The 13,106-nt window shown below is 66.8% G+C and carries 9 protein-coding genes; 5 read left to right on the top strand and 4 right to left on the bottom strand.

Features of this window, described 5'->3' with window-relative positions:
- Positions 1 to 10 precede the first annotated feature (10 nt).
- The 4 genes from ACUDCK_RS06845 (at position 11) to ACUDCK_RS06860 (ending at position 3,582) form a co-directional block, all read left to right on the top strand.
- Positions 11 to 727, top strand: coding sequence for a succinate dehydrogenase iron-sulfur subunit (locus tag ACUDCK_RS06845; protein WP_054501497.1), 717 nt, complete (start codon positions 11 to 13; stop codon positions 725 to 727).
- Positions 728 to 753: 26 nt separating this feature from the next.
- Positions 754 to 1,014, top strand: coding sequence for a succinate dehydrogenase assembly factor 2 (locus ACUDCK_RS06850; protein ID WP_049077540.1), 261 nt, complete (start codon positions 754 to 756; stop codon positions 1,012 to 1,014).
- 19 nt (positions 1,015 to 1,033) lie between these two features.
- Positions 1,034 to 2,344: a citrate synthase gene (locus ACUDCK_RS06855; RefSeq protein ID WP_047992235.1), complete on the top strand. Its 1,311-nt coding sequence runs from the start codon at positions 1,034 to 1,036 to the stop codon at positions 2,342 to 2,344.
- Positions 2,345 to 2,472: 128 nt separating this feature from the next.
- Positions 2,473 to 3,582, top strand: coding sequence for a hypothetical protein (locus tag ACUDCK_RS06860; protein WP_175167601.1), 1,110 nt, complete (start codon positions 2,473 to 2,475; stop codon positions 3,580 to 3,582).
- Positions 3,583 to 3,613: 31 nt separating this feature from the next.
- Here ACUDCK_RS06860 and ACUDCK_RS06865 read toward each other — a convergent pair whose 3' ends face one another.
- The 3 genes from ACUDCK_RS06865 to mdeB form a co-directional block, all read right to left on the bottom strand.
- Positions 3,614 to 4,066: a DUF2214 family protein gene (locus ACUDCK_RS06865; RefSeq protein WP_175167602.1), complete on the bottom strand. Its 453-nt coding sequence runs from the start codon at positions 4,064 to 4,066 to the stop codon at positions 3,614 to 3,616.
- A gap of 148 nt (positions 4,067 to 4,214) precedes the next feature.
- Positions 4,215 to 6,512, bottom strand: coding sequence for an NADP-dependent malic enzyme (locus tag ACUDCK_RS06870; protein WP_049072257.1), 2,298 nt, complete (start codon positions 6,510 to 6,512; stop codon positions 4,215 to 4,217).
- Between the two features lie 255 nt (positions 6,513 to 6,767).
- Positions 6,768 to 9,455 carry an alpha-ketoglutarate dehydrogenase gene (gene mdeB / locus ACUDCK_RS06875; protein ID WP_175167603.1) on the bottom strand — a complete coding sequence of 896 codons (2,688 nt, stop codon included), beginning with the start codon at positions 9,453 to 9,455 and terminating at the stop codon, positions 6,768 to 6,770.
- Between the two features lie 298 nt (positions 9,456 to 9,753).
- Between mdeB and ACUDCK_RS06880 the strand changes: the two genes are divergently transcribed.
- Entirely contained in the window at positions 9,754 to 11,811 is a 2,058-nt protein-coding gene (locus ACUDCK_RS06880) for an OPT family oligopeptide transporter (RefSeq protein ID WP_175167604.1), read from the top strand.
- 59 nt (positions 11,812 to 11,870) lie between these two features.
- Here ACUDCK_RS06880 and ACUDCK_RS06885 read toward each other — a convergent pair whose 3' ends face one another.
- A complete protein-coding gene (locus ACUDCK_RS06885) occupies positions 11,871 to 13,103 on the bottom strand; it encodes a M20 family metallopeptidase (protein WP_175167605.1) in 1,233 nt (410 codons plus the stop codon).
- Between the last annotated feature and the right edge of the window lie 3 nt (positions 13,104 to 13,106).

Raw genomic sequence — 13,106 nt, forward strand, 5'->3', positions numbered from 1 at the left:
AGAGCCTACTATGAGCACCAAGAGAATCGTCAAGTTCGAAATCTACCGCTACGATCCGGACAAGGACGAGCGCCCGTACATGCAGAAGCTGGAGGTCGAACTCCAGCCGACCGACAAGATGCTGCTCGATGCGCTGGTGCGCATCAAGAACGACGTCGACGACAGCCTGGCCCTGCGCCGCTCGTGCCGTGAAGGCGTGTGCGGTTCGGACGCCATGAACATCAACGGCAAGAACGGCCTGGCCTGCACGACCAACCTGCGCGAGCTGAAGGAACCGATCGTGCTGCGCCCGCTGCCGGGCCTGCCGGTGATCCGCGACCTGATCGTGGACATGACGCACTTCTTCAACCAGTACCACTCGATCCGCCCGTACCTCATCAACGACACGCCGCCGCCCGAGAAAGAGCGCCTGCAGTCGCCCGAGGCGCGCGAAGAGCTGGACGGCCTGTACGAGTGCATCCTGTGCGCGTGCTGTTCCACTTCCTGCCCGTCCTTCTGGTGGAATCCGGACAAGTTCGTCGGCCCGGCCGGCCTGCTGCAAGCCTACCGCTTCATCGCCGACAGCCGCGACGAAGCCACCGGCAGCCGTCTGGACAACCTGGAAGATCCGTACCGCCTGTTCCGTTGCCACACCATCATGAACTGCGTCGACGTCTGTCCCAAGGGGCTGAACCCGACCAAGGCCATTGGCAAGATCAAGGAACTGATGGTCCGTCGCGCGGTCTAGTAGTTTGGTGTATTTAAGGTGTAATGATGAGCAGGCTTACTGAACTGGAACGGGCGCGTCTGCGTTGGCGGGCGCGCCGGGGCCTGCTCGAAAACGACTTGATCATCACCCGGTATCTCGACGCCTACGAGGCCGAGCTTACCGACGATGACGTGACGGCATTGACGCAGCTCTTCGAGTTGGGAGACAACGATCTTCTCGACCTGCTGCTGGCCCGCAAGGAGCTCGAGGGCGCGCTCGACACGCCCCGGCTCCGCGGCATCATCGGCCAGATGCGGTCGCTCTGATTAATTGAGAGGAAAAAACATGAACCTGTCTGACAAAAAAGCCACTCTGTCCTTCTCGGACGGCAGCGCACCCATTGAGTTCCCTGTCTACAAGGGCACGGTCGGTCCGGATGTGATCGACATTCGCAAGCTGTACGGCCAGACGGGCATGTTCACGTTCGACCCCGGCTTCATGTCGACCGCGGCCTGCGAATCGGGCATCACGTACATCGACGGCGACAAGGGCGAGCTGCTGTACCGCGGCTACCCCATCGAGCAACTGGCCGTCAATTGCGACTTCATGGACATCTGCTACCTGATCCTGAACGGCGAACTGCCGAACCAGGAACAGAAGGCCGACTTCGATTCGCAAGTGACCCATCACACGATGGTCAACGAACAGCTCCATTTCTTCCTGCGCGGCTTCCGTCGCGACGCCCACCCGATGGCCGTCCTGACGGGCCTGGTGGGCGCGCTGTCGGCGTTCTACCACGACTCGACCGACATCACGAACCCGCAGCATCGTCACATCTCGGCCATCCGCCTGATCGCCAAGATGCCGACGCTGGTCGCGATGGCGTACAAGTACTCGCAAGGCCAACCGTTCATCTATCCGCAGAACGACCTGTCCTACACGGGCAACTTCCTGCGCATGATGTTCGCCACGCCGTGCGAAGAGTACAAGGTCAACGAAGTCGTCGAGCGCGCGCTCGACCGCATCTTCATCCTGCACGCCGACCACGAGCAGAACGCCTCGACCTCCACGGTCCGCCTGTGCGGTTCGTCGGGCACCAACCCGTTCGCCGCCATCTCGGCCGGCGTGGCTTGCCTGTGGGGCCCGGCTCACGGCGGCGCCAACGAAGCTTGCCTGCAGATGCTCGAAGAACTGCAAGCCAACGGCGGCATCGCCAAGGTCGGCGAGTTCATGGAGAAGGTCAAGGACAAGAACTCGGGCGTGCGCCTGATGGGCTTTGGCCACCGCGTCTACAAGAACTACGACCCGCGCGCCAAGCTGATGCAGGAAACGTGCAAGGAAGTGCTCTCGGCCCTGGGCCTGGAAAACGACCCGCTGTTCAAGTTGGCCATGGAACTGGAACGCATCGCCCTGGAAGATCCGTACTTCGTGCAGCGCAAGCTGTACCCGAACGTGGACTTCTACTCGGGTATCGTCCAGCGCGCCATCGGCATCCCGACCTCGCTGTTCACGGCCATCTTCGCGCTGGCCCGCACGGTCGGCTGGATCGCCCAGTGGAACGAAATGCTGTCGGATCCCGATTACAAGATCGGCCGTCCGCGCCAGTTGTTCACCGGTTCGGTCACGCGCGACGTGCCCCCGATGGACAAGCGTTGATACGCCGCCACGCTTGACCAGGAAACCGCCTTCGGGCGGTTTTTTGTTGTCCGCTCGCTCCTCGTCGTGTTCCGCCGATGGCCGGCCCGCCGTCGCGGTGATGCGGTTTGGCGTTTATCATCCGTGCCATGATTCCAATAGCGCTGCCTTCAGCGGGCTTCTACATTTTCGTTTCCCTGGGTTTTCTTGCCGGCCTGGCGCTGCTTGGCTGGGCGCTGGTGCTGGTCGCCAGCGGCGGCGCGCGCCGCACGGTTCGCAAATACTGGAAGACCTCCGGACTGCTGTTCGTGGTGCTGCTGGTCCCCTTTGCCTTCTATGCCTGGGTCCAGACGGTCATCTGGCAGATCGAGCGCGAAGGCGCGCGCCGCGAGGCCGCCCGCAACGTCACCCTGGAAGCGCCGACGACGGTAGGCGGCACCGCCATGCCCGCGGGCACGCGCCTCAAGCTGCAGGACGAGGGCAAGCTGGAAACCTACGTCGAAGCCGAGTTTCCGCAGCCCGTGGCCATGTACGGCGTGCAGGCGTCGCGGGCGCAACGCTATCTGGACGCCGAGTACGACAGCGAAACCTACGCCCTGCGCGGCCGGCATCCGCGCAGCGTCCTGCTGCGAGGCGCTGGCAGCCAGACGGTGCTGGGCTGGCAATGCGACGCCACCCAGGACATTGAATTCGACGTGGCGAAGGATGGCGCGATGATGGCGCTGAACAAGTGCGTGCTGGGGCCGGGCAACCGGGTCGACACGCTGGATCTTGCGCCCGGTTCCATTGTGTATGGATCGAGCGGCACCGTCTACACGGATGGCTCGCGCGATCCGGATCAATGGCGTATCGAGGTCAAGGACCCGGTGGCGGTCAAGGTGTTCGGGCTGCCGTTGAGCGAGCCCCGGCTTTACCTGGATGGCGAGCGGCGCCTGTTGCGCGTCAGCGATGCCGAGCTGGCCTGCCCGACGACGTTCGGCGGCGTCCGTTATGCCGCCGGCACCCAGGTGCAGTCGATGCGGCGCGGCCGCGGCGATGCCCGCGAGCCGTTTCCGGGTGTGCTGGTGCTGAGTCCCTGGAACGGCGACGTCGCCCGGCGCGATGGCCAGCCCGATGTGCCCGAAGGCATGTCGGTGAGGCAGGCGCTGTCCGGCGAAGTGATCGACGTGGTCCGGAACGACGCCGTGGGCGTGTTCCACTTCGCGACCATCACCGTCGGCGACGACACGCCACAGCCGACCCGCGCGCGCTGTCCCTGAGACGGGCGGGCCGGGTGGATCGCGGCGCGCCCTACGCGCCGATGCCGCGCGCCATCAGCACCGCGAACAGCGGCAGCAAGATGAACAGGTGCGATTCGATCATCACCCACCGGCGCGCGCGCTTGATCTGCGCGGCGTCCGGCACGAAAGCGGGCTGCTGGCGCGCCTGTTTGGCCCAGCGCAGGAAGGCCAGCGTGGGCGGGATCGAACAGAGGCCGATGATGACGAACAGCGTGATCTTGGCGTGGAACCAAGGGTTGCCCATGTAGAACGCGGCCCCCTTGACCCCCAGTGTCAGGCGCAGCGCGCCGGTGGCCAGCACCAGGATCGCGCTCAGCAGATACAGGCGGTCATAGACCACCAGGCGCTTGAGCGTGGCCGGTGTCAGGTCGGGGCGCAGCAGCACCGCTTCGGCGGTCAGCACCACCACCAGGACGAATATGGCCAGGAAGTGAAACCAGGCCAGGAAGGCGTCGAGCAACATAGGGTCGGGCTCCGGTAGGGAAGGGTAGAGGGGAGTCGCTGCCCCGTTTTACCATTCGCCCGGCGCGGCGCACTATCGCGGCATCAAGCGGCCCAAAAAAAAGGACGCCCCGTGGGGCGTCCCTTGCGTGTCGATCAGGGCAATGCGATCAACGGCGCTTCTTGGCGGCCTCGGCGGCTTCCTGCTGCGCATCGACCACGGCCAGGGCGGTCATGTTGACGATGCGGCGCACGGTGGCGCTGGTCGTCAGGATGTGCACCGGACGCGCGGCGCCCAGCAGGATCGGGCCCATCGCGACGCCATTGCTGCCCGTCATCTTCAGCATGTTGTACGTGATGTTGCCGGTGTCCAGCGTCGGCATGACCAGCAGGTTGGCGCGACCCTTCAGGGTGCTGTCCGGGTAGGCCAGCACGCGGATCTTTTCCGACAGGGCGGCGTCGGCGTGCATTTCGCCATCCACTTCCAGGTCGGGCGCGCGGTCCTGCACCAACTGGCGCGCGGCGGCCATCTTGCGCGACGACTCCGTGACGCGGCTGCCGAAGTTCGAGTGCGACAGCAGGGCGATCTTGGGCACCACGCCGAAACGCAGCATCTCGTCGGCGGCCTGGATGGTGATGTTGGCGACTTCCTCGGCCGACGGGTTCTCGTTGACGTGGGTGTCGGTGACGAACAGCGTCTGGTCGGGCAGCATCAGCACGTTCAGGGCGGCGTAGGTCTGGCCTTCCTTCCTGCCGATGATTTCGTCGATGTACTTGAGCTGGTTGTCGTACTTGCTGGCCACGCCGCACAGCAGCGCGTCGGCGTCGCCGCGGCGCAGCAGCATCGCGCCGATCAGCGTGTTGTGCTTGCGGATCATCGCCTTGGCGATGGCCGGGGTCACGCCTTCGCGGCCCTTGAGCTGGTAGTACGCGTTCCAGGTTTCGTTGAAGCGGCTGTCGTCTTCGGGATCGACGATCTCGAAATGCTGGCCGGCGACCAGGCGCAGGCCGAACTTCTTGATGCGCATCTCGATCACGGACGGGCGGCCGATCAGGATCGGGAACGCTAGCTTTTCATCGGCCACGGTCTGCACCGCGCGCAGCACGCGCTCGTCTTCGCCGTCGGCGTAGATGACGCGCTTGGGCGCCTTCTTGGCCTGGGCGAACAGCGGGCGCATCAGTTGGCCCGAGTGGTAGACGAAGCCCATCAGCTTCTGGCGGTAGGCCTCAATGTCCTCGATCGGACGGGCGGCCACGCCGGAGTCGGCGGCGGCCTGGGCCACGGCCGGGGCGATCTGCACGATCAGGCGCGGGTCGAACGGCTTCGGGATGATGTAGTCGGGACCGAACGACAGCTCCTGGCCGGCGTAGGCGCGGGCCACTTCATCGTTCTGCTCGGCCTGGGCCAGTTCGGCGATGGCCTTGACGCACGCCAGCTTCATTTCCTCGGTGATGCGCGAGGCGCCGGCATCCATGGCGCCGCGGAAGATGAAGGGGAAACACAGCACGTTATTGACCTGGTTCGGGTAGTCCGAACGGCCGGTGGCGATGATGCAGTCGGGGCGCGCGGCCTTGGCGACTTCCGGGCGGATCTCCGGCTCCGGGTTGGCCAGCGCCAGGATCAGCGGACGGTCGGCCATGGTCTTGACCATGTCGGCGGTCAGCACGCCGGCGGTCGAGCAGCCCAGGAAGACGTCGGCGCCGTTGACCACGTCGGCCAGCGTGCGCGCGTCGGTCTTCTGCGCGTAGCGCTTCTTGTTGGCTTCCATGTTTTCATCGCGGCCGTCCCAGATCACGCCGCGCGAGTCCACCACGTAGATGTTCTCGCGCTTGACGCCCAGGTGCACCAGCAGGTCCAGGCAGGCGATGGCGGCGGCGCCAGCGCCCGAGCAGGCCAGCTTGACCGTGCCGATGTCCTTGCCCACGACCTTCAGGCCGTTCAGGATGGCGGCCGACGAGATGATGGCGGTGCCGTGCTGGTCGTCGTGGAAGACGGGGATCTTCATGCGCTCGCGCAGCTTCTTCTCGATGTAGAAGCACTCGGGCGCCTTGATGTCCTCGAGGTTGACGCCGCCGAGCGTGGGCTCGAGCGCGGCGATGATGTCGACCAGCTTGTCGGGGTCGTTCTCGGCCAGTTCGATGTCGAACACGTCGATGCCGGCGAACTTCTTGAACAGGCAGCCCTTGCCTTCCATGACCGGCTTGGCGGCCAGCGGGCCGATGTTGCCCAGGCCCAGCACGGCGGTGCCGTTGGTTATCACGCCCACCAGGTTGCCGCGCGAGGTGTACTTGGACGCGGCGTCGTCGCCCTGGTCGAAGATGGCCATGCACGCGGCGGCCACGCCGGGCGAGTACGCCAGCGACAGGTCGTCCTGGTTGGCGAGGGTCTTGGTCGGGGTGACCGAGATCTTTCCGGGGGTGGGATAGGCGTGGTAATCCAACGCCAGTTTGGTGAGGGTTTCGTCCATGGGATACAGCCTTTTCGGCGCTAACTGGAGATAAAAGCGAGAAGGTAAATCGGAAAGCAAAAAGCGGGCTCGCGGCCCGCCGTATTCTTTGGGAAATGCTTAGGGAACACCCGTATTTCAACAGAAAGCGGCGCGAATTGGTTGCTGCAGCGCAGCGATCGTCCGATTTTGATCAAGCCGGCGCGCCTTGTGATGACGCCGGTGAAAAAGGAGAAAAGCCCCGGTTCGGGGCTTTTCTCCTTTGCTTTCAGGGTGTTATTGCGCCCAGGGCGGCGTTGCGCGATCGGCTGCGCCCAGTTTGCGGCGCAATGCGTCGGCTTGCTCCTGCCGGCCCAGGCTGTCCAGGGCGTGCAGCACGATCCAGTCGGCGCTGACTTCGAAGAAGTCGCGCAGGCGAGCGCGGGTGTCGCTGCGGCCGAAGCCGTCGGTGCCCAGCGTGCGGTAGGGCGCGGGCACCCAGGCGCGGATCTGTTCGGGCACGGCGCGCACGTAGTCGGTGGCGGCCACCACCGGCGCATCGCTGCCGCCCAGGCAGGCGCGCACCCAGTCCGCGTCCGGCGCGGAGGGCAGGCCGAGCGCGCGCGCGCGTTCGGCCTCGCGGCCGTCGCGCGCCAGTTCGGAGAAGCTGGTCACGCTCCAGACCTCGGCATCCACGCCGTATTCCGCGTGCAGGCGCTCGGCGGCGATTTCCGCTTCGCGCAGCATGGGGCCGGCGCCCAACAGGCGCACCGCCGCCTGCTGGCGCGCCGGGCGCAGGCGGTACATGCCGCGCAGGATGCCTTCGGCCGCCGCGCCGTCCTGCGGCAGGTCGGGCTGCGCCAGGTTCTCGTTGGTGACGGTCAGGTAGAAGAACTCGTCGCGCTGCTCGTCCAGCATGCGGCGCATGCCGTACTCGACGATCACCGCGACTTCGTAGGCGTAGGCGGGATCGTAGGCGCGGCAGTTGGGCACGGCCGCGGCCATGATGTGGCTGGAGCCGTCCTGGTGCTGCAGGCCTTCGCCGCCCAGCGTGGTGCGGCCGGAGGTGGCGCCGATGAGGAAGCCGCGCGTGCGCTGGTCGGCCGCGGCCCAGATCAGGTCGCCGATGCGCTGGAAACCGAACATCGAGTAATAGATATAGAAAGGCAGCATCGGCAGGCCGTTGACCGAGTAGCTGGTGCCGGCCGCCGTCCACGACGAGATCGCGCCCGCCTCGGTGATGCCTTCTTCCAGGATCTGGCCGTCGCGCGCCTCGCGGTAGTACAGCACCGACCCAATGTCCTCGGGTTCGTACAGTTGGCCTTGCGCCGAATAGATGCCGATCTGGCGGAACAGGTTGGCCATGCCGAAGGTGCGCGCTTCGTCGGCCACGATGGGTACGATGCGCGGGCCGACCTGCGGGTCTTTCAGCAGCGCCGTCAGCATGCGCACGATGGCCATGGTGGACGACATCTCCTTGCCGTCGGCGCTGAGCGCGAAGCGCGCCCATTGGTCCACCGCCGGCGGGGCCAGGCGCGGCGCCTGGGTCTGGCGGCGCGGAATGTGGCCGCCCAGCGCGGCGCGGCGCGCCTGCAGGTGGCGCAGCTCGGCGCTGTCTTCGGCCGGGCGATAGAACTTGAGCGCCAGGCAATCGGCATCGGAGATCGGCAGGGCGAAGCGGTCGCGGAACGCCAGCAGCGCCTCGTCGTCCAGCTTCTTCTGCTGGTGGGTGGTCATCTTGCCCTGGCCGGCCGTGCCCATGCCAAAGCCCTTCTTGGTCTGCGCCAGGATCACGGTGGGCTGGCCGCGATGATGCGCGGCGCGGTGGTACGCGGCATGGATCTTGACCATGTCGTGGCCGCCGCGGTGCAGGCGGTCGATGGCCTCGTCGGTCCAGTCGGCCACCAGCGCCGCCAGTTCCGGATTCTGGTTGAAGAAGTGGGCGCGGTTGAAGGCGCCGTCGTTGGCGGCGAAGGTCTGGAACTGGCCGTCCACCGTGTTGGCGAAGGCGCGCGCCAGGGCGCCGTTGGTGTCACGGCGCAGCAGGGCGTCCCAGTCGCTGCCCCAGACCAGCTTGATGACGTTCCAGCCGGCGCCCGCGTACAGGGTTTCGAGTTCGTCGATGATGCGACCGTTGCCGCGCACCGGGCCGTCCAGGCGCTGCAGGTTGCAGTTGACCACGAACACCAGGTTGTCGAGCTTTTCGCGCGCGGCCAGGGTCAGCGCGGCGATCGACTCCGGTTCGTCCATCTCGCCGTCGCCGAAGATGCCCCAGACCTTGCGGTCGCTCGCGGGCACCAGCGAGCGGTGTTCCAGGTAGCGCATGAAGCGCGCCTGGTAGATCGCGTTGATGGGACCGATGCCCATCGAGCCGGTGGGGAACTGCCAGAAGTCGGGCATCAGCCAGGGATGCGGATACGACGACAGCCCGCGCAGGCCGCGCGCGGTGGCGGTGATTTCCTGGCGGAAGTGGGCCAGGTCGTCGTCGCTGAGGAAACCCTCCAGGTAGGCGCGGGCATAGACGCCGGGCGCCGAGTGCGGCTGCATGTAGACCAGGTCGCCCGGGCCGTCGGCCGTGGCTGCGCGGAAGAAGTGATTGAAGCCGACCTCGAACAGGTCGGCGGCCGAGGCGTAGCTGGCGATGTGGCCGCCCAGTTCGCCATGGGCCTGGTTGGCGCGCACCACCATGGCCAGGGCGTTCCAGCGGTTGATGCGGGCGATGCGTTCCTCGACCGCCAGGTTGCCGGGAAAGGGCGGTTCCTGGTCGGCGGGGATGGTGTTCAGGTAGGCGGTGCGCGTCTGGCTGTTGGCGCGCAAGCCCAGGGCGGCGGCGTGCCCCAGCAGGTTGTCCAGCACATAGCCCGCCCGTTCGGCGCCCGAGGCCTCGACCAGGGATTGCAGGCCGTCGCGCCATTCGGCGGTTTCGGCGGGATCGGCATCATGCCGGGGGGCGGTCCCGGCGGGGGAATGGCTGGCGTCGCACATGATGGTTTTGTCTCCTTTGTAAGCGCCATGCTAGTCCTGTCGCTGGGGCATGGGTAATCAAAATGCCGGGAGGAAATCGTGGTTTTCAGCATAATCATTTGACGATTGGCGTGTCGGCGGCAGGATCTGCCGCCTTCGGCCGCTTACCGGTGGTGACCACCTGCTGGACGCCAAGGCGCTAGAATTCGCGCTTCACAAAAAACAAACCGGCAACCAGACAGGGCGGCAACGCCCTGATAGCCGGGGCCGTCCCGCCCCAGCGGCGGGCTCGTGTCCCGGCCAGTAAAGGGAGACTTCAATGACTCAACCTACCAGCGTCCCGGCAGAGGTCACGCTACCGGAACTGACATTCCGCGGCGTGCTGCTGGGCGCAGTCATCACCATTATCTTCACCGCCTCCAACGTGTTCCTGGGGCTCAAGGTCGGCCTGACCTTCTCGTCGGCGATCCCGGCGGCGGTCATTTCCATGTCGGTGTTGCGCCTGTTCAAGGACGCCAACATCCTCGAGAACAACATGGTGCAGACGCAGGCCTCGGCGGCCGGCACGCTGTCGGCCATCATCTTCATCCTGCCCGCGCTGGTCATGATGGGCCACTGGCAGGGCTTTCCATTCTGGCAGACCCTGGGCATCTGCGCGGCCGGCGGCATGTTGGGCGTGATGTTCACGATTCCGCTGCGCCACGTGATGGTGGTGCAGAGCGACCTGCCGTACCCGGAGGGCGTGGCGGCCGCCGAGATCCTGCGGGTGGGCAGCGCCGAGCGCGCCCAGGACGCGGCCGAGGATTCCGCTCGGGCGCCGGCCATGCCGGCGGCCACCGGCATGGGCGACATCGTCAGCGGCGGCGTGGTGGCGGCGGCAGTCAGCTTCGCGGCCAGCGGCCTGCGGGTGTTGGGCGACGGCGTCAGCGGCTGGTTTTCGTTGGGCGGCGCGGTGTTCCGGCTGCCGATGGGTTTTTCGCTGGCGCTGCTGGGCGCGGGTTACCTGATCGGCATCGTGGCGGGCCTGGCCATGCTGACGGGGCTGGTGATCTCGTGGGGCATCGCGGTGCCGATCCTGACTTCGATGGCCCAGATTCCCGCGGACATGTCGCTGGCGAAATTCGCCACCGGGCTGTGGTCGTCGCAGGTGCGGTTCATTGGAGCAGGCGTCATCGGCGTGGGCGCCATCTGGACGCTGGCGACGCTGTTCATGCCGATGGCGCGTGGCGTCAAGGCCTCGTTCTCGGCGTTGACGCGCACCGGCGCGGCGCGCGCGGGCAAGGCGCCGCGCACCGAGCGCGACCTGTCGGCGGGCTGGATCTCGGTCGTCACACTGGTGCTGGTGGCGGTGCTGGTGATCACGTTCCAGGTGTTCCTGGCGGACGCGCCGCTGACGGCCGCCGCGGTCTGGAAACTGGTGGCCTACGCCGTGCTGTTTGCTTTCGTCTTCGGTTTCCTGGTGGCGGCGGCCTGCGGCTACATGGCGGGTCTGGTGGGCACCTCGACCAGCCCGATCTCGGGCGTGGGCATCGTTGCCATCGTGCTGGTGTCGCTGTTGCTGCTGGCGCTGGGCGGCGACCTGCTGGCGGTGCAGAACGGCGTGCAGATGACCATCGCGCTGGCGATCTTCAGCACGTCGGCGGTGGTGGCGGTGGCCTCGATCTCCAATGACAATCTGCAGGATCTGAAGACCGGCTGGCTGGTCGGCGCGACCCCGTGGCGCCAGCAGGTTGCGCTATTGATCGGTTGCGTCCTTGGCGCGGCGGTGATCTCGCCGGTGCTGGACCTGCTGTACAACGCCTACGGCTTCGCCGATGCGATGCCGCGCGCAGGCATGGACCCGTCCCAGGCGTTGTCGGCGCCGCAGGCCACGCTGATGCTGGCGATCGCGCGCGGCATCTTCACGCATCAACTGAACTGGACCATGATCCTGATCGGCATGGCGGTGGGCGTGGGCCTGATCGTGGTGGACGAGATCCTCAAGCGCACCTGCAAGGTCGCCCGCATCCCGGTGCTGGCGGTGGGCATCGGCATCTACCTGCCGCCGACGGTGGCGGCGCCGATCGTGGTCGGCGCGCTGCTGGCCTGGCTGCTGGAGCGCGCGCTGCGCCGCCGCGCCGCGGCCGCCGGCAAGGACTATGAATCGTTCGCCGACGCCGCCAACCGGCGCGGCGTGCTGATCGCCTCGGGCCTGATCGTGGGCGAGAGCCTGGTGGGCGTGGTGATGGCCGCCATCATCGGCGCCGCCGGCACCGATGCGCCGCTGGCGATCGCGGGCGAGGAATTCGCGCGCACCGCCTCGTTCCTGGGGCTGGCGGTGTTCGCGCTGGTGGCGGTGCTGTTCTGGCGCCGCGTGACGCGGCTGGCGCGGCCATAGGCCAGGCGTTGCGCCAGGCACGGATCGAAAGGGCATGACGCGTGCGTCATGCCCTTTTTTCATGCCGGCCGCAGCAGGTCGGCCAGGGTTCGGGCGATGACCTTGGTGGCCCGCCGCAGGTCTTCCAGCACCACGCGTTCGTCGTTGCGCTTGGCGTGCGACTCCAGCACGGTGCGCGGGCCGGCGCCGTAGATCACGCCGGGAATGCCGGCCTCGGCGTACAGGCGCACGTCGGTGTAGAGCGGCGTGCCCATGGCGGGGATCGGCTCGCCGAACAGGTCCTGGCCATGCTTGCGGATGGCGTCGACCAGCGGCTGGTTGCCGGGCAGCGGCCGCATGGCGTTGGCCAGCAGCAGGCGCTTGATCTCGACGCGCAGGCCGGGCGTGGCGGCCGCGCCTTCTTCGATGATGCGGCGGATGTCGGCCTCGACCTCGGCCGCGTTCTCTTCCGGGATCATGCGGCGATCCAGCTTGAACACCACCTTGCCGGGCACCACGTTGGTGTTGGTGCCGCCTTCGATGCGGCCGATGTTCAGATAGGGGTGGCTGATGCCCTCGACCCGCGAAGTGATCTCGCGATAGCGCGCGTTCTGCGCGTACAGCGCGTTCATGATCGAGACCGCGCCCTGCAGCGCATCCACGCCGGTGGCGGGAATGGCGGCGTGCGCCATCTTGCCGTGCACCGTGACCTCCATTTGCAGGCAGCCATTGTGGGCCGTCACGACTTCATAGCTGAAGCCGGCCGCGATCAGCAGGTCGGGTTTCGTCAGGCCCTGGCGCAGCAGCCAGCCGGGACCGAGCAGGCCGCCGAATTCCTCGTCGTAGGTGAAGTGCAGTTCGACCGCGCCATGGCTCGGGCGCGCCACCGCTTCCAGCGCGCGCAGCGCGAAGGTGAAGCTGGCGAAATCGCTCTTGCTGACCGCGGCGGCGCGCCCGTAGAGGCAGCCGTCCTCGATCTCGGCGCCATACGGATCGTGCTCCCAGCCGTCGCCCGGCGGCACCACGTCGCCGTGGGCGTTGAGGGCGATGCGCCGGCCGCCAGCGCCGTATTCGCGGCGCACGATCAGGTTGGTGATGGACTCCATGCCGTAGGCGCGCACTTCGTCGGCGGGCACGGGATGGGACTCGGCAGGCAGGCCGAAACCTTGCAGCAGTTCGGCGGTGCGGACGGCGTGCGGGGCGTTGTTGCCCGGCGGCGTGTCGGTCGGCACGCGCACCAGTTCCTGCAGGAAGCGCACTTCTTCATCGAAGTGGGCGTCCACCCAGGCGTCGAGTCGGGCGTAATCGGTCATGGT

The organism is Achromobacter sp. CF-sbj1-Ac2-l, assembly GCF_052698165.1.

Coding starts and splice junctions, on each gene's coding strand:
- ACUDCK_RS06850 (WP_049077540.1), top strand. CDS start 754: ATGAGCAGGCTTACTGAACTGGAACGGGCGCGTCTGCGTTGGCGGGCG.
- ACUDCK_RS06860 (WP_175167601.1), top strand. CDS start 2,473: ATGATTCCAATAGCGCTGCCTTCAGCGGGCTTCTACATTTTCGTTTCC.
- ACUDCK_RS06885 (WP_175167605.1), bottom strand. CDS start 13,103: ATGACCGATTACGCCCGACTCGACGCCTGGGTGGACGCCCACTTCGAT.
- ACUDCK_RS06845 (WP_054501497.1), top strand. CDS start 11: ATGAGCACCAAGAGAATCGTCAAGTTCGAAATCTACCGCTACGATCCG.
- ACUDCK_RS06880 (WP_175167604.1), top strand. CDS start 9,754: ATGACTCAACCTACCAGCGTCCCGGCAGAGGTCACGCTACCGGAACTG.
- ACUDCK_RS06865 (WP_175167602.1), bottom strand. CDS start 4,066: ATGTTGCTCGACGCCTTCCTGGCCTGGTTTCACTTCCTGGCCATATTC.
- ACUDCK_RS06870 (WP_049072257.1), bottom strand. CDS start 6,512: ATGGACGAAACCCTCACCAAACTGGCGTTGGATTACCACGCCTATCCC.
- mdeB (WP_175167603.1), bottom strand. CDS start 9,455: ATGTGCGACGCCAGCCATTCCCCCGCCGGGACCGCCCCCCGGCATGAT.
- ACUDCK_RS06855 (WP_047992235.1), top strand. CDS start 1,034: ATGAACCTGTCTGACAAAAAAGCCACTCTGTCCTTCTCGGACGGCAGC.